General features: G+C 64.9%; 21 protein-coding genes. 16 read left to right on the top strand and 5 right to left on the bottom strand.

From position 1 onward, the window contains the following. Positions 1-1,617: 1,617 nt before the first annotated feature. Positions 1,618-3,255 carry an argininosuccinate lyase gene (locus A9977_RS28360; RefSeq protein ID WP_259652192.1) on the bottom strand — a complete coding sequence of 546 codons (1,638 nt, stop codon included), beginning with the start codon at positions 3,253-3,255 and terminating at the stop codon, positions 1,618-1,620. Between the two features lie 161 nt (positions 3,256-3,416). Between A9977_RS28360 and A9977_RS28355 the strand changes: the two genes are divergently transcribed. The 16 genes from A9977_RS28355 (at position 3,417) to A9977_RS28280 (ending at position 20,054) form a co-directional block, all read left to right on the top strand. Next, positions 3,417-4,361 carry a LysR family transcriptional regulator gene (locus tag A9977_RS28355; RefSeq protein ID WP_183028156.1) on the top strand — a complete coding sequence of 315 codons (945 nt, stop codon included), beginning with the start codon at positions 3,417-3,419 and terminating at the stop codon, positions 4,359-4,361. A gap of 122 nt (positions 4,362-4,483) precedes the next feature. Beyond that, entirely contained in the window at positions 4,484-5,362 is an 879-nt protein-coding gene (locus tag A9977_RS28350; protein WP_183028155.1) for a tripartite tricarboxylate transporter substrate binding protein, read from the top strand. A gap of 481 nt (positions 5,363-5,843) precedes the next feature. Next, a complete protein-coding gene (locus A9977_RS28345) occupies positions 5,844-7,013 on the top strand; it encodes a CaiB/BaiF CoA-transferase family protein (protein ID WP_183028154.1) in 1,170 nt (389 codons plus the stop codon). Between the two features lie 18 nt (positions 7,014-7,031). Further along, positions 7,032-8,075: an AraC family transcriptional regulator gene (locus A9977_RS34700; protein WP_310936214.1), complete on the top strand. Its 1,044-nt coding sequence runs from the start codon at positions 7,032-7,034 to the stop codon at positions 8,073-8,075. Positions 8,076-8,195: 120 nt separating this feature from the next. Continuing rightward, positions 8,196-9,380, top strand: coding sequence for a lipid-transfer protein (locus tag A9977_RS28335; protein ID WP_183028153.1), 1,185 nt, complete (start codon positions 8,196-8,198; stop codon positions 9,378-9,380). A gap of 7 nt (positions 9,381-9,387) precedes the next feature. Next, positions 9,388-9,831: a MaoC family dehydratase N-terminal domain-containing protein gene (locus tag A9977_RS28330; RefSeq protein ID WP_183028152.1), complete on the top strand. Its 444-nt coding sequence runs from the start codon at positions 9,388-9,390 to the stop codon at positions 9,829-9,831. Between the two features lie 14 nt (positions 9,832-9,845). Further along, complete coding sequence (locus A9977_RS28325; protein WP_183028151.1) at positions 9,846-10,268, top strand: MaoC family dehydratase; 423 nt, start codon at positions 9,846-9,848, stop codon at positions 10,266-10,268. Between the two features lie 33 nt (positions 10,269-10,301). Further along, the gene (locus A9977_RS28320; protein WP_183028150.1) at positions 10,302-11,126 is read left to right on the top strand and encodes an SDR family NAD(P)-dependent oxidoreductase; all 825 of its coding nucleotides are present in this window, start codon (positions 10,302-10,304) and stop codon (positions 11,124-11,126) included. A 10-nt stretch (positions 11,127-11,136) separates the two neighbouring features. Continuing rightward, positions 11,137-12,297 (top strand): acyl-CoA dehydrogenase family protein, encoded by a 1,161-nt coding sequence (locus A9977_RS28315; RefSeq protein ID WP_183028149.1) that lies wholly within the window; start codon positions 11,137-11,139, stop codon positions 12,295-12,297. Between the two features lie 16 nt (positions 12,298-12,313). Beyond that, positions 12,314-14,431: a long-chain-fatty-acid--CoA ligase gene (locus A9977_RS28310; protein ID WP_183028148.1), complete on the top strand. Its 2,118-nt coding sequence runs from the start codon at positions 12,314-12,316 to the stop codon at positions 14,429-14,431. Positions 14,432-14,478: 47 nt separating this feature from the next. Then, on the top strand, positions 14,479-16,041 hold the full coding sequence (locus A9977_RS28305; protein ID WP_183028147.1) for a class I adenylate-forming enzyme family protein: 1,563 nt from the start codon (positions 14,479-14,481) through the stop codon (positions 16,039-16,041). Continuing rightward, positions 16,041-16,451 carry a PaaI family thioesterase gene (locus A9977_RS28300; protein WP_183028146.1) on the top strand — a complete coding sequence of 137 codons (411 nt, stop codon included), beginning with the start codon at positions 16,041-16,043 and terminating at the stop codon, positions 16,449-16,451. Before A9977_RS28305 ends, A9977_RS28300 begins: the two co-directional genes overlap by 1 nt. A gap of 30 nt (positions 16,452-16,481) precedes the next feature. After that, positions 16,482-17,288, top strand: a complete 807-nt coding sequence (locus A9977_RS28295) for an SDR family oxidoreductase (protein WP_183028145.1) — start codon at positions 16,482-16,484, stop codon at positions 17,286-17,288. 14 nt (positions 17,289-17,302) lie between these two features. Further along, positions 17,303-18,085 carry an enoyl-CoA hydratase/isomerase family protein gene (locus A9977_RS28290; protein ID WP_183028144.1) on the top strand — a complete coding sequence of 261 codons (783 nt, stop codon included), beginning with the start codon at positions 17,303-17,305 and terminating at the stop codon, positions 18,083-18,085. Positions 18,086-18,145: 60 nt separating this feature from the next. After that, positions 18,146-19,051 (top strand): SDR family NAD(P)-dependent oxidoreductase, encoded by a 906-nt coding sequence (locus tag A9977_RS28285; RefSeq protein ID WP_405054713.1) that lies wholly within the window; start codon positions 18,146-18,148, stop codon positions 19,049-19,051. A gap of 10 nt (positions 19,052-19,061) precedes the next feature. Further along, on the top strand, positions 19,062-20,054 hold the full coding sequence (locus A9977_RS28280; protein WP_183028142.1) for a nitronate monooxygenase family protein: 993 nt from the start codon (positions 19,062-19,064) through the stop codon (positions 20,052-20,054). 1 nt (position 20,055) lies between these two features. Here A9977_RS28280 and A9977_RS28275 read toward each other — a convergent pair whose 3' ends face one another. The 4 genes from A9977_RS28275 to A9977_RS28260 are packed head-to-tail and all read right to left on the bottom strand — an operon-like array spanning position 20,056 to position 23,901. Next, positions 20,056-20,676: a 2-hydroxychromene-2-carboxylate isomerase gene (locus tag A9977_RS28275; RefSeq protein ID WP_183028141.1), complete on the bottom strand. Its 621-nt coding sequence runs from the start codon at positions 20,674-20,676 to the stop codon at positions 20,056-20,058. Continuing rightward, the gene (locus A9977_RS28270; RefSeq protein ID WP_183028140.1) at positions 20,673-21,875 is read right to left on the bottom strand and encodes a CaiB/BaiF CoA-transferase family protein; all 1,203 of its coding nucleotides are present in this window, start codon (positions 21,873-21,875) and stop codon (positions 20,673-20,675) included. Before A9977_RS28270 ends, A9977_RS28275 begins: the two co-directional genes overlap by 4 nt. A gap of 15 nt (positions 21,876-21,890) precedes the next feature. Further along, complete coding sequence (locus A9977_RS28265; RefSeq protein ID WP_183028139.1) at positions 21,891-22,874, bottom strand: tripartite tricarboxylate transporter substrate binding protein; 984 nt, start codon at positions 22,872-22,874, stop codon at positions 21,891-21,893. A gap of 7 nt (positions 22,875-22,881) precedes the next feature. After that, a complete protein-coding gene (locus A9977_RS28260) occupies positions 22,882-23,901 on the bottom strand; it encodes a tripartite tricarboxylate transporter substrate binding protein (protein ID WP_183028138.1) in 1,020 nt (339 codons plus the stop codon). Positions 23,902-23,930 lie beyond the last annotated feature (29 nt).

Raw genomic sequence — 23,930 nt, 5'->3', positions numbered from 1 at the left:
TGCTGACTCTCAGTGATCGTAGGAAGATGTTGTGATCTCGCCGTTGTGCGATCTTGCTGCCCATCGAATCCAATGCAACAGTAGTCTGTTTCCCTTCTGCTTCTTGTTGGATGGCATCGGCAAGGTCCCGACTAAAGGCAGCAGCAGGATTTCGTTGATTTCCCGAGAACAGAAAGAGTCGAGTGCAGTTGCCGAATGTCACGACAACCCATTCCCTGCCAACTTCCGCCGCATGCTTGGCTGGCACTTTCGGGGCACTGAAGAATGCGCGAATTACGACGTTTGCGAGGGAGAGCCAAGCAATCGCTGGGGTCATGTCACGTGCGGGTGCGATGACGTTACGGACAACAGTGGTGTTTGAATGCGCGGTCGCACGGGACCCATACGAACAGTCCATGTTCGCATCGTTCAAACTCATTCGACCTTCCGGTGTGGCCGGTTTGCTCCCCGGGGGCGTCTTGTTTCCTGCATAACTCATCGGCGGCTCTCTCGGGACGGCATTCTTAGATGTGTCGCGCCGTAATAATAAGAAGCATTTTGTTTCATCGAGACATGTTTTTCGAGGTCGATGTGTCACGGATCACACTGACGACGATTCACAGGATCGTTGACCAGTGGCTTTCTTCTCTGAAAGAGGACTTAAATGCTGTACGGCGTGAATGACTCCCAGCGACGGTGGACAGCCTCGAGATCGAGGCGCGCTGAAAGCGAGGATGGGGCGAGGGTGGAGATCAGATCGCCATGTGAGCCGAGGGTGATGACTCCGTGGCTAACTCGCCTAGCCACCGAGGTCTCTGCCTCCGCCGACGTACAAACAGATTGTTGGTTCGTTCACAACTCCAGCTATAAACGATAACTCTCGATCTGGCTGTTCACTCATCAGCTGTGTGAACTCCACGAACATCTATGAGTTGAATGTGTGCATAGATGTCATGCGCCCGTCAAGGAAGATGATGGACTGTTTGAGTGTTTTTCGTGCCCATGAAGAGTTCAGCTTTCGCGTGTGTTGATCGGGAATACATCACTCGCGTTGCTACTGATAGGACAGGCATCCGGTTGAGGCTCTGGATGTTGCCGCCGTAGGAAGTTGACCAAGCAAGCCGAGTCGTTGATGGCCAACTCTTGTTGTCTTCATCTCGCTAGAACATACGGTCGGCCATGCGGAGCACTGACCCGCTCTATCTCCGCCATAGCAGCGAGGCGGCAGCCCACACAGAGGTTGTCAGCGACGGCCTCCGTGTAAGTTCGCCGAGCTGCATCTCAACGGCCACCGAGATCGAGATCAACTAATCTTGCAACCCCGGACTTCGTCGTTGTGGACAGGCGCGTGTTGCCGCGCGTCAACGGGGCGGTGCTGACGATGGTCGATGAGCCAAAGCCCCTTCTACATAGTCGGCCACGGTCTACCAGCCCGCGCGCACCGCAGCCTCACCCTTTCCCACGTAGTGGCCAAGGGTCACGTCCCTGCCAGCGGCGGGGTTCATCATGAGCTTGAGGATGTTCGAGCAGATCAAGTACGACCTATTGGTTCGCGGGTTCATCGGACTGGCCATCGAAGACAACCGACAAAGCAGTCCGGTCGGATCTCCGCTCTAGGCTGTCTGAACAGGGTTGCCTTCAGGGCTTGCGGGTCAACTCGATGAAACTGCGGTTCAGAGACGCTTCCGCTTCCATCAGCCGCGAGCGACGAGCTTTGACCCAAGCCTGATCACGCACCAGCGCTGCGCCGGCCGCGGCCAGCATACGGCGCACTTCTGCGGGCTGCGGTCCGCCAGTGCCGGTGCGTGTGCGGACCATGTTGGCGGGCGAGAGCGTGGCTTGGAAGGTGGCTTCGTCCAGCGGCAGTTCTGACTGGGCCAACTGATACTTCTTGCCGGCTTCGGCATAAATGCGCTGTGCCTGCGCGTACGGGAAGTCCTTGGGTCGCAGATTCTGGTTGCGCGCATACACCACGATCTCGGATGCGAAATGGTGGCCGACGCGGAACGGTACGCCGTGCGTGCGTTGCAGCGTTTCAGCCAGCTCCATGGAGGTGATCCAATCGGACTCAAGTTCTTCCAATGCGCGGGCTGGATCGATCTGCAACGCGCCCAGCACACCGTCGAACTGCTGGAGCATCTCCACGCCGAGCACGAAGGTCTTGGCGCCTGATGCGCTGGCGGTGTTTTTGTAATCGATCATCCCTGGCGTCACGTTGTGCGCGCGCAGCGTCACGGCCTGTGCCGAGGCCACCACGTCGGTCGCCTTGGCGCGCGTGTTCTGGATGACTCCGGGATTGGCCTTTTGGGGCATGGCGCTGCTGGTGTAGGTGTTGTTCGCACCTAGCAGCAACCATGGGCGTGTTTGGTGGTACTGCACATGCACATCCTGCAGGAAGGCGCCGACCCGGATCGCGGTGGAGCTGGCAATGGCCGTTGCCTCCAGCGGCACGTCATAGGTGCTGATTTGGCCAGCGTCCAGTGAATTGACGATCAATCCGTCAAAGCCCAGCAGCGCCGCCAGCCGTTCACGGTTGACCGACCAACTCGAGTTGGCCAACACTGCCGTGCCCATGGGGCTGAGGTTCAGGCGCGCATAGGCCTCGCGGATGCGCGTGGCATCGCGTTCGAAGGAGTCCGCAAAGGCGAGCAGGTAATGCGCATAACTGATGGGCATGGCCTGAACGCCGTTGGTGTAGGCCGGCACGTAGGTGTCCACGTGCTTGCCGGCTAGATCGATCAGCCGCTTCCGCACCGCGTCCAGCGCATCGGCGTAGTCCAACACTTCCAGGCGAAGTTGCGCGGCGTTCAGCGTCGAGTGAATGTCTTGTCGGCTGCGGCCCGTGTGGATCAAAGTGCCTTGGGGTCCCACCTGGTCCGTGATGATTTTCTCGACCTGCAGCACATCCGTCGGTCTCTTGCCCCCGGGTTGTGCGGCTTGGTCGACGGAGTAGCTGACGCCGCGGGCAATGCGCCCGGCCAGCGATGCCGGAATGATGCCTTGTTCGGCGTGCACAACGGTCGAGGCCATGTTGATGCGGCCGAACCAGTAGAAGACATCCTGCTGCTTTGAAAGCGCGCTGGTCGCCTCACCTTTCACCGTACCCTGTAGGCGGGCCACCTGTGCCTGGCACTCCTCCGTGGTGCGGCAGATCGTGTCCAGTGTGTCGGCAGCGCTTGCAGCGCCCACCCAGGCCAGGAGGGCGCCGCTGAGCATGAGCGAGGCGGGAAGGTGCAGCGCGCCGTATCTACGGACGACGGAGTTGGGGATCTTCATTGAGTCTGTATCCGATGTTTGGGAAGTACCGTCGGTTGGTGCGCGAACGGCGATCTGATGTCCAGATAGGGTCTCTGCGGAATCCGACTGCGTGTCGCGAGTCTTAAGAAGATGGGCGAACGGGTCAAATTCATTTATGCTCAAAGGCATTCGAATAATCAATGCATCCAGTGCTGCCTGCCCAACTCTTCTCGCGTCTGGTCGGCCGCGCACGCATCAAACACCTGCAGCTGGTGGTGGACATCGCCGAGCTGAAAAGCCTGCAAAAGGCAGCATCGGCTCTTGGCTTGAGCCAGCCAGCCGCTACTCAAGCGCTCGCCGAGTTTGAGTCGGTTCTGGGTGCGCCGCTGTTTGAGCGCCATGCGCGCGGGATGCGTCCTTCGGCGTTGGGTATGGCTTTGCTACCCTTGGTGCGTAACGCGCTGCGGCAGATGCAGGCATGTGCGCTCACCGTCGTGGCGCTGCAGGGCGGCACGCGTGGGCTGGTGCGCATCGCTGCCATCGGCGCGGCTGTGGCGGGCTGGCTCACGTCGGCACTGCCGCCCTTTGGTGCTGTGTATCCGGACATCGCGCTTGATATCCAGGAAGTTTCGGCCGACGACATCCTCGGCCTGATCGAGCGCGACAGTACCGACCTGCTGCTGTGCCGCGAGCCTGCCTCGCTGCCCGGCGGCCACGTCTTCATGCCGGTACTCGAAGACCGCTTCGTGGTGGTCGCGCGTGCAGACCACCCGCTGGCCGCGCTTGACCCCGTGCCCGACCGGCTGCTCGCTACGCACATCTGGCTCACGCCGCCGTTGACCGGAATCGCGCCGCATGAGTTCGCCGAGTTGTTCGCGCGGCTGGGTGGCACGCCGTCGACCTGCCAGATGTCTACCCGCTCGGTGCTCTTGAGCCATGCGCTGCTAACCCACAGCGACATGCTTGCGTTGACTCCCTTCAACCTGATTCGGCCTTTCGTCAACGAGGGGCGGATTGCCGTGCTGCGTACGGCAGCTGTGTCCCTGGCCCCACTGGGTATCGTGGCGCGTGCCGACGCTATGCTGCAGCCGGCGTCGGCCGTTGCGCGAACGATTCAGGGGCTGCGGCAATGGGTGCCGACATGAGGGGGCAATTGCCTACTGCGACAAAGCAATGCGAGCGCCGGTCTTTTCTGTTCACCCTCGGCGCATGCGGTTTAGGATGCACTGCCTCGGCCGGCGCCGCCTCGGCCTTTCCTGGGCGGCCAATGACGCTGGTCGTGCCCTACGCCGCGGGCGGCGAAGCTGACACGACTGCGCGCCGTATGGCGGCTGCAATGGCGATGCAGCTGGCGCAGCCGATGGTGGTGGAAAACATGCCGGGCGCTTCGGGCGGTCTGGCGGCGCGGCGGCTGCTGCGGGCCAGGGCGGATGGTTACACGCTGATGTTTGGAACCCCTAGTGAGCTGGTAGTCGCCCCGGCAGTGAACCCCCAATGGGGTTACCAGGCCTCGGACTTTTCGTTGATCGCGATGTACGGCCGTGCCCCAATGGCACTGGTCGTGCGCGCCGGCTTGGGGGTGCAGAGCATCGATGCATTCATCGACGAAGCCCGACGCCTGCCGGGGCGCTTTTCAATCGGCGCGACGGGGCGGCAATCGCTCCAAGCCATGGCGGCGCAGGCGCTGACCAAGGCCGCAGACGTACAACTGCTGCACTTGTCCTACCAGAGTGGTGCACAGCTGATGATCGATCTGGCGAGCGGGCGCATCGATGCAGCGATGGTGCCTCTGCCCGCAGCCTTGAATCAGGCCCGGCAGTGGGGTCACCTCGTGCTCGGGACGTTGTCAGCTATGCGGGATCCAGCCAGTCCCCAGACGCCTGCCGTGAATGAAGGGCGGGCGCTCCAGGGCGTGGTGTTCGAAATCTGGTCTGGCTTGGTAGCGCCTAGAGGGCTCGCGCCGGAGGTAGCGGCGGTGCTGCAAGGCGCCGTACAGGTGCTACTGGCCGACGCGGCGTTCCATGCGCTGAGGCAGGGGCTGGGCGATCTGCCGGCGCGGCCGATGTCTTCGGCCGATTTCGAGCGGTTTGTGCTGGCTGAAGAGGCCCGGTTACGCAAAGTGGTGAGCCAGTCGCCGTTAATCTAGATTCCATGAGTAAGCTCCGCATGAGGGAATTCCCAAGGATGCTGTGCAGAGCATTGAGGCTGAGGCGAGTGATCTGCTGCAAGTCAACTTTGGGATACTTTTACTGGTCGATGAATCTAACCAAAAAGATCAGCTGATAACTTCCTGGAGCCGCTGAAGCTTTGGTGAGCGCACATACCAGCATGTTTGATTGAGGTGCCGGGAGATTGAGCGCCTTGAGGAATCATCGGATTCTTGACGTCCGCGTTGTAGAAAAACGGCAGCCGAGTACGCGCGAAGCTTCATGGCATCTGTATCTCTGACGCTAACGAGATCGGTACGGTCATGGGCCTCTACAAGAGGTCGGCCTGGATTGCTGCCAGAGGGCACTTTGATCATTGCGGCCAATCTGATTCATTCAATCGGCCATCGCCGTCATGAAAGTGCTTTCTTAGACTGGGGGTTCCCTTATGCCAACTCAGAAAAAATGACCGCCCATCGGATGCCGCTGCTCAAGACAGATTCGCCCCCGCTCGCTGGCATTCGCGTGCTGGACCTAACCCGGCTGCTGCCGGGGCCGGTCTGCTCTATGCACCTGGCAGACATGGGCGCAGACGTGATCAAGATCGAGGATACCGGCGCCGGCGACTACGCAGCACCGGCCCTGCGCGGCCTTGTCCACCGCAACAAACGCGCGCTGCGACTCGACCTCAAGAAGCCCGAGGGCGTAGCCGTGCTGCATGCGTTGGCGCGAGATGCCGACGTGCTCATCGAGAGCTTCCGCCCTGGCGTAACCGACCGGTTGGGCGTGGGCTACGAGGCGCTCGCGCGCATCAACCCGAAGCTCGTTTACTGCAGCATCACTGGCTACGGTCAGACTGGCCCTGCGCGCGACGAACCGGGCCATGACCTCAACTATTGCGCGGTGACCGGCGTGACCGACCAGGTCGGCCAGCGCGGGGGCGCGCCCGCGCTGTCGAACATTCCGATGGCCGACCTCATCGGTGGCTCTCTGACCTCGGCCATGGGCCTACTGGCCGCGCTCTTCGACGCCGCGCGCACCGGTCGCGGCCGCCATGTCGACATCGCGATGGCCGACAGCATGCTGGCGCACGCGGTGGTGCCGATGGTCACGCTGGCGGTGCATGGCCAGACCCGGCCGGCCGGCACCGACAAGCTGTCGGGGGGGTTGCCATGCTATGCGGTGTATGCCACACGCGATGGGCGTCACCTGGCCGTGGGTGCACTCGAGCGCAAGTTCTGGGATCGCTTCTGCCAGGTCATCGGCCGCACCGACCTGCAGGCGCTGCACCAGCCCGCCGATGCGGCGCAGAACGATGCGGTGCGAGCGGAGCTCATCGAGATCATCGGCTCCCAGACGATGGCCCATTGGCAGCAGAAGTTTGACGGCACCGAGTGCTGCGTCTCGCCAGTGCTGCGCCTGGAGGAAGCTTTGCAGGAGCCGCGCTTCCGAGCGCGCGGACTCGTGATTGCACCGCAGGAGGAGGGCGGTGCGGTGCAGATCGCGTGCCCGGTGAAGATGACCGACTACACCTTCTCGGTGCGGCGGCCCGCGCCCCTGCCCGGTCAGCACAACCGCGAGATCCTGGCCGAGGCGGGCTATGACGCGCAGGCCGTGGCGGCGCTCGAGGCTGAGGGCGTCGTGAGGTAAAAAGCGGGGTTTCACCCCGTGACTTGCACCACAGTGACCGCCGCCAACTTCACCCACCACACCATCGCGATCCAGCAGGTCGAGCAGATTCTCTTCGGCGCGCGCAACCGTGGGATCGACGTGCAGGCGCTGCTGCAACGCGCAGGCATCCCTCCGGCCCTGCTCGCTTCGCCCTTGTCGCGCGTGACGCAGGCGCAATACGCAGCACTCATCTTCGTGTTGCGGCGCACCCTGCGTGACGAGCTATGGGCTCTGTGCAGCCGGCCGCTGCCGCTGGGCAGCTTCGTGCAGTGCTGCCAGATGCTGCTGGCGGCGCGCACGCTGGGCGAGGCGATGCAGGTCGGCCTGCGGCACTACCGGCTGTTGATCACTGACTTCACGCCGCGGTTGCATGTGAGCGAAGGCGTGGCGGGCCTGCGGTTGGTGCCGCGCACCGCGCTCACGCCCGCGTTGGCGTACGCCGAGCGCGCCTTTTGTTTCCTCGCCTACGGCTTGGCTTCGTGGCTCGTGGCGCGCCGCGTGCCGCTGATCGCGGTGGACTATCCGCTCTCGCGCCATGGACTGCACAGCGATGCGGCCACTTTGTTCCAGGCCCCGGTGAGCGATGCGGCGACGTGTACTGGCTGGCACTTTGATGCACGCTGGCTCGAGCTGCCGGTAGTACAGAACGAGCAGAGTCTGCGCGAGTTCATGCGTCAGGCGCCGGCCAGCCTGCTGGTGAAGTACCGCGATCAGACCAGCGTGACCGAGCGCATCCGTCGCATCCTGCGCCGCGATCTGGCTGGCGAGCTGCCCTCGCTGGAAGCCATTGGCAAGCACCTGGCCATGACGCCGCAGACACTGCGCCGGAGGCTGCGCGACGAGGGCCAGGGCTTTCGCGGTATCAAGGATGACTTGCGACGCGACGCCGCCATCGAATGCCTCGCGCGGCCCGAACTCACACTGCCCGAGATCGCGAGCCAGCTGGGCTTCTCCGAGGCCAGTACCTTCCATCGTGCATTCAAGCACTGGACAGGCGTCGCGCCCGGTGAATACCGTCAGACCCGACTGCGTGAACGCTGATCCGCAAAACTGGCAGTTTCAGCCAAGCAAGTTGGTCGTCTGCGCCATTGGAAGCGCAACCGCGTTGATCGATCCTTGAGGCATGCCACCGCGGGTGGCGACTCTCAAGGAAAGTCCGAGATGAAACGCAAAGTTTTCGTAGCCGGTGTCGGCATGATCCCGTTCAGCAAACCTGGCAAGAGCGACCCGTACACTGTGATGGGCGAGCGCGCCGCACGGCTGGCCCTCGATGACGCAGGCGTGCCCTACAGCGAAGTGCAGCAGGCCTACGTGAGCTACGTCTACGGCGACTCCACCGCGGGCCAGGCTGCGATCTACCGTGTGGGCCTGAGCGGCGTGCCGGTGTTCAACCTCAACAACAACTGCTCCAGCGGTTCGAGCGCGCTGTTCCTGGCGCGCCAGGCGGTCGAGAGCGGCATGGTCGAGTGCGCGATCGCGCTCGGCTTTGAGCAGATGGTTCCGGGTGCGCTCAAGGGTGCCTACGAGGACCGTCCCTCGCCGATGGCCCGTTTCGCCGACACCATGACCACGCTGCAAGGCTACGAGCCCACCGCGCCGCGCGCGGCGCAGCTGTTCGGCGGCGCCGGCCGCGACTACATCAAGCAGCACGGCATCCGCCCAGACACTTTTGCCCGCATCTCGGTCAAGGCCCGCCAGCACGCGGCGCGCAATCCGATGGCCGTGTTCCGTGACACCGTGACGCTCGACGAGGTGATGGCATCGCCCAAGGTGTTCGACCCGCTTACGCGACTGCAATGCTGCCCGCCGACCTGCGGCGCGGCCGCCGCCATCCTGTGCTCTGAAGACTTTGCGCGCCGCCACGGTCTCGACATGCGCGTGTCGATCGCCGCGCAGGCCATGACCACCGACATGCCCAGCACGTTCGACGCCGGCGACATGCGCCAGGTCGTCGGCTACGACATGACCAAGGCCGCCGCTCAGCAGGTCTACGAAGCCGCAGGCATCGGCCCGGAGGACATCGACGTGGTCGAACTGCACGATTGCTTCACCGCCAACGAACTGATCACCTACGAGGGCCTAGGCCTGACGCCAGAAGGCACGGCCGAGAAGTTCATCCTCGAAGGCGATAACACCTACGGCGGACGGGTAGTGACCAATCCATCCGGCGGCCTGCTGTCCAAGGGGCATCCGCTGGGTGCTACGGGCCTGGCGCAATGCGCCGAGTTGACCTGGCAACTGCGCGGCCAAGCCGACCAGCGCCAAGTCGAGGGCGCGCGGTTCGGACTGCAGCACAACCTGGGCTTGGGCGGTGCGTGCGTCGTGACACTGTATCAAGCCGCTTGAGACGCCAATGATCGATCGCCGCTACATCGGCCATGCGCTCGCGCCTTTCAGCGTGCCTGTGGAGGCCAGCCGCCTGCGCTTCTTCGCCAAGGCCATCGGCCAGACCGAAGCGATATACAGCGACGAAGCCGCTGCGCGCGAGGCCGGCCATCCCGGCATGCAGGTGCCACCCACCTTCCTGTTCTGCCTGGAAATGGATGCGCCCAACCCCGCCGCCGTGCGCGAGCTGCTGGGCCTGGACTATCGGCGCCTGCTCCATGGCGAGCAGCACTTCGTCTATTACGCACCCGCGCATGCTGGCGACGTGCTTCGCTTCGAACAGCGCATCGAGGATATCTATGACAAGAAGGGCGGTGCCCTGGAGTTCGTGGTGCGGCGGACGAAAGTGAGCAACCAGCACGGAGCGCTCGTTGCCGAGCTGCGTTCCGTCACCGTCATGCGCAACGGATGAGGAGCGAGACCGCCATGAAATCACTACCGAACTACGACGCGCTGCAGGTCGGCGACGCCTTACCGGCCTTCGAGACCGAACCCATCTCGCGCCTGGCGCTTGCGCTGTACTGCGGCGCATCTGGCGATCACAACCCTATCCACGTCGACATCGACTTCGCACATGCGGCCGGCCAAAAGGACGTCTTCGCGCACGGCATGCTGTCCATGGCCTACCTGGGGAGACTGTTGACGAACTGGGTGCCGCAGCACGCGCTGCGCGAGTACGGCGTGCGCTTCGTCGCGATCACGCAGCTGGGAACCCGTGTGCACTGCCGCGGAACCGTGACCGAAAAACTGGTGGTCGACGGCGAGCGCCGCGTGCGCCTGGCGCTGGAGACTGTAGATCAGGACGGGCACGCCCGGCTGGCCGGCGATGCGGTCGTCGCACTCACCTGACATTCGAACGAAAACACATCGGAGACACAAGATATGCAGAAACTCAAGAACAAGGTGGCACTGGTCTCGGGCTCGGGCCGCGGCATCGGCCGCGAGATCGCACTCAAGCTGGCCAGCGACGGCGCTCGCATCGTAGTGAATGATCTCGACGCGGCCCCTGCGAATGAAGTCGTGGCGGCGGTGCGCGCTGCCGGTGGCGAGGCCGTGGCTTGCATCGGCAGCGTCACGCAGGCTGACTTCGGCCAGCGGTTCGTGTCGACTGCGCTCGAGAGCTTCGGCGGCATAGACATCATCGTTAACAACGCCGGCTTCACTTGGGACAACGTGATCCAGAAGATGAGCGACGAGCAGTGGGAAGACATCTTGGCGGTGCATCTCACGGCGCCTTTTCGCATCTTGCGCGCAGCGGCCGAATTTATCCGAGAATCGTCCAAGAAGGAGGCTGAACTCGGTACGCCGGTGTTCCGCAAGGTGGTGAACATCTCGTCAACCTCGGGCGTCTACGGCAACGCGGGCCAAGCCAACTACGCGGCTGCCAAGGCAGGCATCAATGGATTGACGAAGGCGCTCGCCAAGGAGTGGGGCCGCTACAAGGTCAACGTGAACAGCGTGGCTTTCGGCCTGATCAAGACGCGCCTGACCGAAGCCGACGCGCAGGCTGACGCGAGCATCGATATCGACGGCCGTCGCATCAAGGTGGGCGTGAATCCGCAGATCCTGAAGAATGCAGAGTCGCTGATTCCGCTGGGCCGCGGCGGCACGCCAGAAGAGGCGGCTGGGGCGGTCTACATGTTCTGCATTCCTGAATCGAACTACGTCAGCGGCCAGGTTCTGGTGTGCGGCGGCGGTCGTCCCTGAGGCCGCCACCATGAGTCTCGTGCCGGCCCCGCGTCCCTGGATGGACGCCGAACTGCAGATGCTGCGCGAAACCGCGCGGCGTTTCTTCCACACCGAATGCGTGCCGCACCAGGATGCCTGGGGCGAGCAGAAGCACGCCGACCGTGCCATCTGGCGTCGTGCCGGTGAACTCGGCCTGCTATGCGCCGGCATTCCCGAAGTCTACGGCGGCGGCGGAGGCAGCTTCCTGCACGAGGCCGTGATCTGCGAGGAGCAGATGCGCGCGCTGATGAACAGCTTTAGCATCAACGTGCACAGCGGCATCGTGGCGCACTACCTTCTGGCCTACGGCAGCGAGGCGCAGAAGCAGCGCTGGCTACCGCGCATGGCCAAAGGCGAACTGGTCGCTGCCATTGCCATGACCGAGCCCGGTGCCGGCACTGACCTGCAGCGCATCAAGACCAGCGCGGTGCGCGATGACGACTACTACGTGGTGAATGGCGCAAAGACCTTCATCACCAATGGTCTGCATGCGGGGCTGATCTGCGTGGCCGTCAAGACCGATGCGCAGGCCGGTGCCAAGGGCGTGTCCCTGGTCATGATCGAGACCGACGACCTGCCTGGTTTCCGTCGTGGCAAGCTGCTCGACAAGATCGGCCAGCAGGGCCAGGACACGGTCGAACTGTTCTTCAGCGACATGCGAGTGCCCGTGGCCAACCTGCTTGGCGGAGAGGAGGGCCGCGGCTTTGCGCAACTTATGCAGCAACTACCGCGCGAGCGGCTGCTGCTGGCCGTGGGCTCGGCTGCGACCATGCAGCGCGCGGTCGATGACACGTTGGTCTACACCACCCAGCGCCAGATATTCGGCGCTCCGCTGATCGATCTTCAGAACACGCGTTTTAAGCTGGCTGAATGCCAGACACGCGCCACGATCGCGCGCACCTTTGTCGACGACTGCGTGGCGCGGCTGGTCGCCGGCACCTTCGACGTGCCCACGGCCGCCATGGCCAAGTGGTGGATCACCGAGACCACCAGCCATGTGATCGACGAGTGCCTGCAACTGCACGGCGGCTATGGCTATATGAGCGAATACCCGATCTCGCGCATGTACACCGATGCACGCGTGGGGCGCATCTACGGCGGCGCGAATGAGGTCATGAAGGAAATCATTGCGCGCGCGATGACGAGATGACACAGGTGGTACCTTCATGACGTCCGCTACACCCGTCTCATCTTCAGCGCCCTGGGCCGCGGCTTGGCCGGCCGGGCTGCCGCAAGAAATCGACATGCCGCGCAGCACGCTTTGCGACGTGCTCGATGCGGCGGCCGAACGCCACTCCGACAAGGCCGCACTGCTTTTCTTCGGCCAGGCGACCTCCTTTGCGCAGCTGCGCGCCGATGCCGATGCGCTTGCAGCTCATCTGCAGGGCCAGGCCGAAGTCCGCCCCGGCGACCGTGTGTTGCTACTGAGCCAAAACTGCCCGCAGTTCACCATCGCCTTCCATGCCATCGTGCGTAGCGGTGCCGTGGTGGTGCCGGTGAACGTGATGTCCACCGCTTTGGAAATGGACCATTTCATCGCCGACAGCGGCGCACGTGTGGCGATGCTGGCGCAGGAGCTGTTGCCCGCAGTGCAGGCTGCGCTCGACGACGGCCGGTTGCGGTATGCGGTGGTGCACTGCTACGCCGATGCGCTCGGGGCCGATGGAGATGATGGCCGCGACAGCATCCTGCCCCTGCTCGACGCCGTGTCCGTACCGCGCCTGCAGCTCGACCATCCGCGCATGGTCGGTTGGGCCGACGCCCTAGCGACGCGGCTGTCGCCGTCGGTGCCGGCCATCGACGTCGACGACCTCTGCGTGCTGCCTTACACCTCGGGCACCACCGGGCGGCCCAAGGGGTGCATGCATACGCACGCGACGCTACTGGCCTCGACCCTGTCGGCGGTGCGCTGGCGCGGGCTACATGCGGACTCGGTGGTGCTGGGCGTGGCGCCGTTGTTCCACCTTCTGGGCATGCAGAACGCGCTGCTCATGCCGATGGCCGTGGGTGCCACTGTCGTGTTGATGCCGCGCTGGGATGCGGCCACGGCCGCCCGGCTGATCGAGCGCTCGCGCGTGAGTGCCTGGGCAGCGCCGCCGGCGATGCTCAACGACTTCTTCGCGCATCCCGAGGCGCAATGGCGCGACCTGTCAAGTCTCGAGATCCTGAACGGCGGCGGCGCTGCCATGCCCGAGGCTGTGGCCGTGATGCTCAAGGCCCGCTTTGGCCTGAGCTACATCGAAGGCTACGGCCTGACCGAAACCGCGTCGTTCCTGCATTGCAATCCGCTGGGCCGGGGCAAGCGTCAGTGCCTGGGAATTCCGGCCTTCGGGGTCGATTCGCGCATCGTCGATCCCGAAACCTTGCGCGAGCTTCCGCCCGGCCAGACCGGCGAGCTGGTGACGAGCGCGCCGCAGCTCATGCGAGGCTATTGGCGCGACGACGTGGCCGATGCCGCGGCCTTCTTCAAACGCGATGGCCGGCGCTTCTTCCGCACTGGCGACCTCGCCGTGATGGACGATGAGGGCTACTTCTTCATGCGCGACCGGCTTAAGCGGATGATCAACGTAAGCGGTTTCAAGGTGTGGCCGGCCGAGATCGAAAGCCTGTTGTACCAGCACCCGGCCCTGCACGAAGCCTGCGTCGTGGCGGCACCCGATGCTCGCCAGGGCGAGTCAGTGCGCGCGGTGGTGGTATGCCGCCCCGACGCCATGCTCGATGCCATGCAACTCGAGGTCTGGTGTCGGGAACGCATGGCAGCTTACAAGGTGCCGCGCCGCATAGAGTTCCGCACTGCGCTTCCCAAGTCGAGCACCGGCAAGGTGCTCTGGCGCGCCATTCAGGAAGAATGCGCGACTGCCGTTGCGACGCCTGCGCCGGCCGAACCTACGTTGCCGGCCTCGGGCTCCGGTCGCCACGTGCCCTTCCTCGGCCTGCTTGGCATGCGCCGCGAGACCGTGGGCCAGGGCGTCGCGGTGGTGGCGCTCGACTTGCACGCCGAGTTGCTGAACAACCACGGTGCCGGCCACGGCGGCGTGGTGATGACGCTGCTCGACAGCGCCATGGCCAATGCCGCGCTGAGCCGCATTGACTTCGCACGCGAGGTCGTCACCATCGATATGCACATCGGTTTCATGCGGCCGGCGTCGGGCCGGTTGCGAGCCACTGGGCGTGCCACTGGCGGCGGCCGCTCGGTGTGTTTCTGCGAGGCGGAAGTGGTCGACGACAGCGGCGAGGTGGTGGCCAAGGCCATGGGCACCTTCCGCTACCGGGCGCCGCGCTAGCCTGCCCATTCCCCGAGACAGACAACAACCCACGTCGGAGACAAACGATGTATCTCACCCAAGGTCTGCACCGCTCGCTGCAGCGCCACCCCGAAAAGATCGCCCTGTGCCATCTGGCTCCCGAAGACGAGCGCAGCTGGAGCTTTGCCCGGCTAGCAGATGAGGTCGGTCGGCGCGCCGCCGTGTTGCAGACGCATGGCATTTCGCACGGCGACCGCGTGGCCATCCTTGCGCCGAACAACGATGAGATCGTCATCACAATGCTCGCCTGCTGGTGGCTCGGTGCCATCGCCTGCCCGATGAACGTTCGTTGGAGCGTGCCCGAGCTGCGCCATGCCATTTCGGACTGCGGCGCACCCCTGCTGGTGGCCGATCCTGCCTTCGCGACCACCGCGGCCGAGCTGGCCGATATCGTCACTGTGGCCGGCGCCGACACGCTGGCTGCCGAGGCCCTTGATCGGGTGCCGCTCGAAGACGTGCGTGCCGGCGGCGACGCGCTGGCTGCGATCCTCTATACCGGCGGCACCACCGGCCGTTCTAAGGGCGTGATGCTCTCGCACATGAACTTCTGGAGCGCGTCGATGACGCGCGGCGCAGAGCTTAACAATGCACCCGACAGCGTGTCGCTTCTGGTAGCCCCTCTGTTTCATGTGGCTGGGCTGGGCCGCTTCGTCGGCCAGAGCATCGTGGGAGGCACCTGCATCACGCTGCCGCAGTTTCGTGCCGACGCTGTGCTCGATGCCGTCGAGCGGCACCGCATCTCTGACATCATCGTTGTGCCCACAATGCTGCAGGCGCTGCTCGATGCGCCCGGTTTCTTGCCCGCGCGCGCGCGCAGTCTCACCCGCATTGCCTTCGGTGCGGCGCCTATGCCGCCCGACTTGCTTGACCGCGCGCTGGCGGCCTGGCCGCATGCGGAGTTCTTCCAAGCCTACGGCCTGACCGAGACGGCCGGCGCGGTTTGCATCAACTTGCCTGTTAATCACCGACCCGAAGCCATTGCACGCGGTCTGCTGCGCTCGGTGGGGCGAGCCGGTCTCGGAGCAGAAATCCGCATCGTCGACGAGCGCGGCGAGGACTGTCCGCGCGGTGAAGTCGGCGAACTGGTGGTGCGCGGACCGATGGTCACGCGCGGCTACTGGAACCTGCCCGAGGTCAGCGCGCAGGCATTGCGCCAAGGCTGGTTCCACACCGGCGACGGTGCGCGCATGGATGCCGACGGCTACCTCTTCATTGCCGACCGGCTCAAGGACATGATCATCACCGGCGGCGAGAACGTCTACTCGGGCGAGGTTGAAGCCGCGTTGCGCAGCCATCCGTCGGTGGTCGATGCAGCCGTAATCGGCGTGGCCGATGCGCGCTGGGGCGAATCGGTGCACGCAGAAGTGGTGCTGCACGCCGACGCAGCGCTGGCGAGCGCAGAGGAAGCCGTGGTGTTCGAGACGCTCGTTGCCTGGTGCCGCACGCAGCTGGCCGGCTACAAGTGCCCGCGCAGCCTGCGGCGGATCGATGCGCTGCCGTTGTCGGCCGCCGGAAAGGTGCTCAAGACCACGTTGCGCGCCGAGCATGCACGCCGTTGCGCTGAGCGGGTGGCCGAGGCCGGAGCCTGATGCAGGCACCCTCGTTCAGCGCCGAGGCCTTTGCTGCATTGCCCTTCATGGCACTGCTAGGCGTGCGTCGCGAGTTCTCCCGCGATGGACGCGCCCGGCTAGTGGTCGACATGCGGCCTGAACTGCTGAACCCGACGCACTCGATGCACGGCGGAGTCGTCGCCACGCTGGTCGACGTGGTCATGGCCAGCGCAGCGGTCTCTCGCGTCAACTTCAGGAAAACGGCAGTCACGCTCAACCTGAACACCAGCTACCTTCAACCAGGTCATGGCCGGCTGACGGCCGACGGCGAGGTGCTGAGCGTCGACGCCGACGGCAGCGTGGTGCAGTGTCAGGCCTGCGTCACCGACGCCGAGGGCCGCGTGGTGGCACGCAGCATCGGTTCATTCCGCTACTTGGATCACCGCTGAGCCCTTCTCAGATTCATTGCAGGACAAGACATGCAAACTCTCTCCACCGACCTCCTCGACTTTAGCGGCCGCCATGTATTCGTGGCCGGCGGCAGCAGCGGCATCAACCTGGCGATCGCCGAAGCCTTCGCGCGACGGGGTGCGCGCGTGTCCATCGCGAGCCGATCGGCCGAGCGCGTGGCCGGTGCCTTGGCGCAACTACGTGCCCACGGCCATGGTGCCGAAGGCTACAGCGCCGACGTGCGCGATTACGAAGCCATCGACGCCGCCCTGGGGGCCGCGTGCGAACGCTTCGGCATCATCGACGTGCTCGTGTCCGGCGCGGCGGGCAACTTCGTGGCACCAGCGCTTGGCATGTCGAGTAAGGGCTTCCGCACCGTGGTCGACATCGATCTGGTGGGCGGGTTCAACGTGCTGCGTGCCGCGCATGCGCACCTGCGCCGTCCGGGCGCCTCGGTCATCAACATTTCCGCTCCCCAAGCCATCAACCCCACGGCTTACCAGGCCCATGTGTGCGCGGCAAAGGCCGGGCTCGACATGCTGACCCGCGTGCTGGCGATGGAATGGGGTCCCGACGGCATCCGCGTGAACTCGATCGTGCCGGGCCCCATCGGCAACACCGAGGGCGTGCGTCGCCTCGCGCCCGGCGACGGCGCGCTCGAGGCCATGGCCGCGTCGATCCCGCTCAGACGCTTCGGCACCACCGCCGAGGTTGCCGACATGGCGATGGTGCTCAGCTCGCCGCTGGCTTCATTCGTCACCGGTGCAGTGATTCCCGTGGACGGCGGCAGCTCGCTGCACGGCGGGCGCGACCTCGGTACGGCACTCAAGACATAACGGAGAAAGAAGACATGCACACCCCCCTTCGATACGAGGTAGCCGAACAGGTCGCGACGCTGACGCTCGACAACCCCGCCACCCGCAACGCACTGAGCCCAGACCTGCGCGACGCGCTGGCCGACGCCATTGCCGACATCAAGCGCCGCAGCGACATCCGAGCTGTGGTGCTGACAGGCGCGGGCGGCCACTTCTGTTCGGGCGGCGATCTGCGCAACATCGCAGGCGCGGGGCTAGACAACGAGGGCTGGCATGCGCGCCTACACGGCGTGCACGGGTGGCTGCAGGACCTCATCGCGCTCGACCGTCCGGTGATCTCCGCCATCGACGGCGCGACCTACGGCGCGGGCTTCGGCTTGGCGCTGGTGGCCGACTACGTGATCGGCACCCCGCGCACGCGCATGTGCGTGTCCTTCCTCAAGATCGGCCTGGTGCCCGACTTTGGCATCTTCTACACCTTGCCGCGCATCGTCGGCCCGCAGCGCGCCAAGGAACTGATGTTGTCGGCGCGCGAGGTCAGCGCCGACGAGGCGCTGCGCTTGGGCCTGGTGGCCGAGCTGCAGCCGCCCGAGCAGTTGCAGGCGCGCGCGCGGGCGGTTGCGGCGAGTTTTGTGGGCGCATCTCCGGTGGCAGTGGCGCTAATCAAGCGCGCTGTGGCATCGAGTGGCGACATCACGACGCAGCTTGAACTCGAAGCGAGCGCTCAGTCGCTGGCCATGGGCACGCCCGCGCACCGCGACTCCGTGCAGGACTTCTTGCAGAAACGCCCCGCGCGTTTCCAGTGGCCTGCCGCTTGATTTCATTCTGATCAACGAAACAGACAGAGCTACAGGAGCAACACAATGAACGAAAAGCCAATGTTGGCTGACAAGGTGATAGTCGTAACGGGCGCCGGCGGCGGAATCGGCCGGGATATCGCGCTGGCCATGGCCCAGGCCGGCGCCCTTGTCGTGGTGAATGACATCGGCGCGTCGGTAGCCGGTGAGGGCTCGGACGCCGGCCCGGCGCAGCGCGTCGTCGATGAGATTCGCGTGGCTGGCGGCCAGGCCGTGGCCAACACTGACAGCGTGTCAACGTCGGCCTCGGCAGCACGCATCATCGCCAGCGCGCTCGACCACTTCGGCCGAATCGATGGTGTGGTTAACAACGCGGGCATCCTGCGCGACCGCTTCTTCCATAAGATGGGCGATGAAGAATGGGACGCCGTGATCAAGGTTCACCTGTACGGCAGCTACTACACCAGCCGCGCCGCCGCTCCGCACTTCAAGGCGCAGCAGTCGGGCGTATTCGTGCACATGACCTCGACCTCGGGGCTGATCGGCAACTTCGGACAGGCCAACTACGCGGCGGCGAAGCTGGGTGTGGCCGCGTTGTCGAAGTCCATCGCGCTTGACATGCAGAAGTTCAACGTGCGCTCCAACTGCATCGCGCCCTTTGCGTGGAGTCGAATGATCGGCTCGATCCCCACCGAGACACCGGCGGAGCAGCAGCGCGTGGCGCGTATGAAGCAGATGACGCCGGCGAAGATCGCGCCGCTGGCCGTGTGCCTGACGAGCGATGCGGCGGCCGACACCAACGGTCAGATCTTCGCTGTGCGTAACAACGAGATCTTCCTGATCAGCCAGCCGCGCCCGATCCGCTCGGTGCATCGCTCCGAAGGCTGGACGCCAGAAATGGTGGCCAGCCATGCGCTGCCGGCACTTAAGGCGCAGTACTTCGCGCTCGACCGCTCCGGCGATGTGTTCAGCTGGGACCCGGTCTGAGGATCACGCCATGGCACTCCCCTTCTGCCTCCAGAAGCTTCGCCTGCCGGTGATTGCCTCGCCGCTCTTCATCATCAGTGCGCCGGCGCTCGTGATCGCGCAGTGCAAAGCCGGCATCGTCGGCTCGATGCCGGCGCTCAATGCGCGCCCAGCCACGCTGCTCGACGACTGGCTGGCCGAGATCACCGAGACGCTGGCCGCACACGATCGCGCCCATCCCGAAGCGCCCGCGGCGCCGTTTGCCATCAACCAGATCGTGCATCGCAGCAACGACCGACTCGATCACGACATGCAGGCCTGTGAGCGCTACAAGGTGCCGCTGGTGATCACCTCGCTCGGCGCGCGCGCCGAGATCAACCAGGGCGTGCACGCCTGGGGCGGCGTGGTTCTGCACGACGTGATCAACAACGCCTTCGCGCGCAAGGCGATCGAGAAAGGCGCAGACGGCCTGGTGGCTGTGGCGGCCGGTGCCGGCGGCCATGCGGGGGTGAAGAGCCCGTTTGCGCTAGTGCAGGAAATTCGTCAATGGTTCGACGGCCCGCTGGCGCTGTCGGGTGCGATCGCAAGCGGGCAGGCGATTCTGGCAGCGCAGGCGCTGGGTGCAGACCTGGCGTACATCGGCTCGGCCTTCATCGCGACCGAGGAGGCGCGCGCCGATGCGGCCTACAAACGCATGATCGTGGACAGCGACAGCGACGACATCGTCTACTCGAACCTGTTCACCGGCGTGCACGGCAACTACCTCAAGCCCTCTATCCGCGCAGCCGGGATGGATCCCGACGCGCTGCCGGTGAGCGATCCCTCGGCGATGAACTTCGGCAGCACGCGCAAGCCGTGGAAGGACATCTGGGGTTGCGGCCAGGGCATCGGCTTGATTGACGCGGTCGATCCGGTCGCGGTGCGCATCGACCGCATGGCCATCGAGTACCGCCAGGCGACCCTGGCGCTAAAGCAAGCGCAGGCGCGCAACCGGCTTGTGGCCGAACCCGTCGCTTTCGTATGATTCAGTAGCCGCCGCGCCGCAGCCAGTCGTCGAGCTGAGGCAGGCGGTCGCAGCCCCAGAACATCTCCTGGTCGACCACAAAGCTCGGCGTGCCCCAGACGCCGAGCGCGACCGCGGCCTCGGTGGCCTCGGTGAAGAGCAGTCGCCCGCGCGCTTCCTGCTCGGGTGCCAAAAGCCACCGAGCATCGGCACCGGCCTCGACCGCCAAGGCCGCGCATTGTGCCCAGGTGTTGGGCGATTCGCCGATCGCATGCTGGCTGCGGAACACCGCGTGCACATACGGGGCGACCGCCGCGGCATCGCGCTCGGCCAGCAGGCACAGCACGCGGCTCGCGTTCACACTCGAGAAGCCTGCCGTCGGCGCGGGTGCATAGGGAATGCCGAAGTAGCGTGCCATTCGGCGCACGTCATGCCGCACGTAGTCTCCCTTGAGCGGCACATCGACCAGGGCCTGCTGCATGCCCAGCACATCGCGCGTCACGGCGCGCATGTGGAACGCATGCCAGCGCACCGTGCGGCAGTGCCGTGCGGCCAGCGCTTCGATCTGCTGCGAGGCGAAGTAGCCGTACGGCGAGATGAAGTCGAAGTAGAAGTCGAGGCTTCCGGCGGGTGATGCGTTCATGCAGCCTCCGCCAACGCGTGCACCGCGCCACTGGCCAGCAGCGCATCGATCTGTGCGTCATTGCGCCCAAGCTCGCGCAGTATGGCGCGGCTGTGTTCGCCCGGGCGAGGTGCAGTGGGTGCGGGGCCCAGTGGCACGGCGGGGAAACGTGCCGCGGCGCGAGGCAAGCGCACCTGGCCCAATCCCGGCTGCTCAGTCTCCTGCAGGGCTCCGTTGGCGATCACCTGCGCATCGGCGGCCAGTTGGTGCTTGTGGTTCACCTTACCAACCGGTACGCCGGCCGCGCCGAGGCGGGCCACGAGGGCGTCGACGTCCTGCACCGCCACCAGCGGCTCGACGATGGCGCGCAAGGCGGGCTGGTTCAGTCGGCGCAGAGGGATCGAGACGAAGCGCTCATCGCGGATCAGCGATGCCAGGTCGAGCACCCGGCACATGGCCGCGAACTCGTCGTCCTGGGGCGTGATCATGGCGAACCAACCGTCGCGTGCGCGCCATAGCTTCTGGTTGGCGCCGAACTCCGGCACCACTGGGGCAGCGTTGGGGTCCACCAGCGAATGGTTGTACAGCGCCTCTGGCCAAAGGAAGGACAACGCCGCGTCGAGCATCGACAGCTCGACCTTCTGCCCTTTGCCGCTTTGCTGGCGCGCATGCAGCGCGGCACCAATGGCCTGCGCGGCGGTGAGCGCGGTGATCTTGTCGCACAGCAGGGTCTGCAGCAATTGCGGCTCGCCGGTGTCGGGGTTCGGGTGAGAGTCTGCGAAGCCCGATACGGCCTGGATCACCGGGTCGTATACACGGTAGCCGGCGTGAGGACCGGTCTGGCCAAAGCCCGAGATCGACGTATAGACGATGCCTGGGTTGTAGGTTGCCACGGCCTCGTAGGAGAAGCCCAGTCGCGCCAGTGCGCCGGGGCGGAAGTTCTCGATCAGCACGTCTGCGCTCGCGACCAGGTCGCGCAGCACAAGCGCGCCCTCGGCCTGTTTCAGGTCGAGCACGATCGAGCGCTTGCCCCGGTTGATCGCGACGAACAGCGTCGACAGGCCGTTCTTGGCCGGGCCGATCAACCGCGTGAGATCGCCCTTGGGCGTCTCCACCTTGATGACGTCGGCGCCCTGGTCTGCGAGCAGCCCGGCGGCCATCGGCCCCGAAACGACGGCGGACAGGTCGACGATCCGGATGCCGGCGTAGGGTGCTTGCATTGGGGCCATTCCGTTTTAGTCGATCTTGATGTGTGACAGCTTGATGGTGCGGTCGAATAGCGCTGCGTCGGCGCGAATGGCTGCGGCCAGTTCCTGCGCCGTACTGCCGGCCACGTCCTGGCCCATGTCTAGGATGCGGCGTTTGAGGTCCGTGGAGTTCACCGCCTTGGCGATGCCACCCGAGAGCTTGTTCACCACCTCAAGCGGGGTGCTGGCCGGCGCCAGTACCATGAAGAAACCCACAGGCTCAAAGCCCTTCGCGCCTTGCTCGAGAAAGGTGGGTAGCGTGGGGGCACCGCTCAGCCGCTGCGTGCCGCTGAGCGCCAGGACTTTCACCTTGCCTGCTTGCAGCAGCGGCAACACAGTGCCGGTGTCGAGGAAAGCCGCCGTCACTTGGCCGCCCAGTAGGTCGTTCACAGCCGGCGCGGCGCCCTTGTAGGCCACGTGCACCAGGTCGATGTGGTTGTCGAGCTTGAGCGTCTCGCCAAAGATATGGGCCGTGGTGCCCTGCCCGAACGACGCGTAACTGTGCTTGCCGGGGTTGGCGCGCATCTGCGCCACGAAGCCCTTGAGGTCATTGGCTGGAAAGCTCGCTAGCACCACCAGCGCTACCGGCGAGCGGGAGATCATCGAAACAGGCGCGAAGTCCTTCTCCATGTCGAAGGGCAGACTGGCGTACAGCGACTTCGCGTAGATGATGTTGGAGATCGTCAGGCCGATGGTGTGGCCGTCGGCCGGCGAATGGCCCATGGCCACGATGCCCTGCCAGCCTGCGGCACCGGGGCGGTTCTCGACGATCACTGGCTGGCCCCAGGCTTCGGCAAGCTTCTGCCCGATGGAGCGCGCTAGCACGTCCGTCGTCCCGCCCGCATTAAAGGGCACGATGATACGGATCGGCTTGCTCGGGAAGTTCTCAGCGCCTTGCGAGAAGGCTAGCGAGGCGGACAGCAGGCCGGCGAGGAGGCCCAGACCGGCGCGGCGTGTGATGAAACCTCTCATGGCCCGCTCATTCGGGCTTGAAGCCGATCTCATCGAGCATCACCTTCTCTTGTGTGAATTGTTTCACCGCGTACTGGCGGTAAGTGTTCGAATCGACCACCCAGGGCTCCAGGTCGAAATCGTTGCGAGTGCGGATGTAGTTGGGATCGCTGGCCGCCTTCATGAAGGCCGACTGCAGCCGTTCGAGCACGCCAGGCGGCATCTTCCGGGGCGCCACCAGCCCGAAGGGGGATTGCACCACCAGGTCGTAGCCCGCCTCACGCACAGTGGGTACCTGTGGCCAGCGCGGCAGGCGTTGCTCGGTGAAGGTGGCCAGCAGCCGGATCTTGCCGCCCAGCGCCATGGCTCCGAAGCCAGGGTCGCCATACACGTCGAGGTGACGGCCGACCACCGCAGTGAGTTGTTCGCTGCCGCCCTTGAACGGGATAAAGTTGAATTTGGCGCCGGCTGCTCGTCCCAGCCGCTCGCCATAGATGCGGTTGGCGCTGATTGCGCCGATGTTGCCCCAACTAATCGCACCTGGGCGTGCTTTGGCATCCGCCAGTAGTTCGGCCAAGCTCTTCCATGGCGCGTCGGCAGCCACCGCGATGCCGGTGGTGAGGTTAGCCAGACCCATCACGTAGGTGAAGTCGGTGCGTGGGTCCCAATCAACCTTTGTCATATGTGGCCAGCGGATCACCGAGTTGTGCATCACGCCCAGCGTGTAGCCGTCGGCGTCGCCCATCGTGGTGAGGCCGGCTACGCCGGTCACCCCGCCTGCACCCGCGCGGTGCATCAGCACCACGGGCTGTCCGAGGTCGCGCGCTGCAGCTTCGGCCAGCGATCGCAGCACTGCGTCCATCATGCCGCCGGGCGGGAAGGGCACGATCAACATGATGGGTTTGGTCGGAAACGACGAAGCGCGTACGAAGGGCGCGGCCGCAACGGCTGCGCCGAGCAGGCCGGTGTTACGCAGCAGGTTACGGCGCGAGAGGGTGGTGGCCGCCGCGGCGCTTGCCGGCGAGCAGGAAAGGGTGGGATGGCTCATGTCTGTCTCCTAGTTTTTCTATCGGTGCC

Source organism: Variovorax sp. UMC13 (genome assembly GCF_014170375.1).
In the GTDB taxonomy this organism is placed as follows: domain Bacteria; phylum Pseudomonadota; class Gammaproteobacteria; order Burkholderiales; family Burkholderiaceae_C; genus Variovorax.
Note: the sequence above shows the minus strand (reverse complement) of the source record. Positions and strands in the feature narration are given on the sequence as shown.

Excerpts from the sequence above, each read along its gene's own strand:
- A9977_RS28305 (WP_183028147.1), top strand. The coding sequence starts at position 14,479 with ATGTATCTCACCCAAGGTCTGCACCGCTCGCTGCAGCGCCACCCCGAA.
- A9977_RS28265 (WP_183028139.1), bottom strand. The coding sequence starts at position 22,874 with ATGAGAGGTTTCATCACACGCCGCGCCGGTCTGGGCCTCCTCGCCGGC.
- A9977_RS28320 (WP_183028150.1), top strand. The coding sequence starts at position 10,302 with ATGCAGAAACTCAAGAACAAGGTGGCACTGGTCTCGGGCTCGGGCCGC.
- A9977_RS28350 (WP_183028155.1), top strand. The coding sequence starts at position 4,484 with ATGACGCTGGTCGTGCCCTACGCCGCGGGCGGCGAAGCTGACACGACT.
- A9977_RS28315 (WP_183028149.1), top strand. The coding sequence starts at position 11,137 with ATGAGTCTCGTGCCGGCCCCGCGTCCCTGGATGGACGCCGAACTGCAG.
- A9977_RS28330 (WP_183028152.1), top strand. The coding sequence starts at position 9,388 with ATGATCGATCGCCGCTACATCGGCCATGCGCTCGCGCCTTTCAGCGTG.
- A9977_RS28335 (WP_183028153.1), top strand. The coding sequence starts at position 8,196 with ATGAAACGCAAAGTTTTCGTAGCCGGTGTCGGCATGATCCCGTTCAGC.
- A9977_RS28325 (WP_183028151.1), top strand. The coding sequence starts at position 9,846 with ATGAAATCACTACCGAACTACGACGCGCTGCAGGTCGGCGACGCCTTA.
- A9977_RS28355 (WP_183028156.1), top strand. The coding sequence starts at position 3,417 with ATGCATCCAGTGCTGCCTGCCCAACTCTTCTCGCGTCTGGTCGGCCGC.
- A9977_RS28360 (WP_259652192.1), bottom strand. The coding sequence starts at position 3,255 with ATGAAGATCCCCAACTCCGTCGTCCGTAGATACGGCGCGCTGCACCTT.
- A9977_RS28300 (WP_183028146.1), top strand. The coding sequence starts at position 16,041 with ATGCAGGCACCCTCGTTCAGCGCCGAGGCCTTTGCTGCATTGCCCTTC.
- A9977_RS28345 (WP_183028154.1), top strand. The coding sequence starts at position 5,844 with ATGCCGCTGCTCAAGACAGATTCGCCCCCGCTCGCTGGCATTCGCGTG.
- A9977_RS28270 (WP_183028140.1), bottom strand. The coding sequence starts at position 21,875 with ATGCAAGCACCCTACGCCGGCATCCGGATCGTCGACCTGTCCGCCGTC.
- A9977_RS28275 (WP_183028141.1), bottom strand. The coding sequence starts at position 20,676 with ATGAACGCATCACCCGCCGGAAGCCTCGACTTCTACTTCGACTTCATC.
- A9977_RS28280 (WP_183028142.1), top strand. The coding sequence starts at position 19,062 with ATGGCACTCCCCTTCTGCCTCCAGAAGCTTCGCCTGCCGGTGATTGCC.
- A9977_RS28310 (WP_183028148.1), top strand. The coding sequence starts at position 12,314 with ATGACGTCCGCTACACCCGTCTCATCTTCAGCGCCCTGGGCCGCGGCT.
- A9977_RS28290 (WP_183028144.1), top strand. The coding sequence starts at position 17,303 with ATGCACACCCCCCTTCGATACGAGGTAGCCGAACAGGTCGCGACGCTG.
- A9977_RS28260 (WP_183028138.1), bottom strand. The coding sequence starts at position 23,901 with ATGAGCCATCCCACCCTTTCCTGCTCGCCGGCAAGCGCCGCGGCGGCC.
- A9977_RS28295 (WP_183028145.1), top strand. The coding sequence starts at position 16,482 with ATGCAAACTCTCTCCACCGACCTCCTCGACTTTAGCGGCCGCCATGTA.
- A9977_RS28285 (WP_405054713.1), top strand. The coding sequence starts at position 18,146 with ATGTTGGCTGACAAGGTGATAGTCGTAACGGGCGCCGGCGGCGGAATC.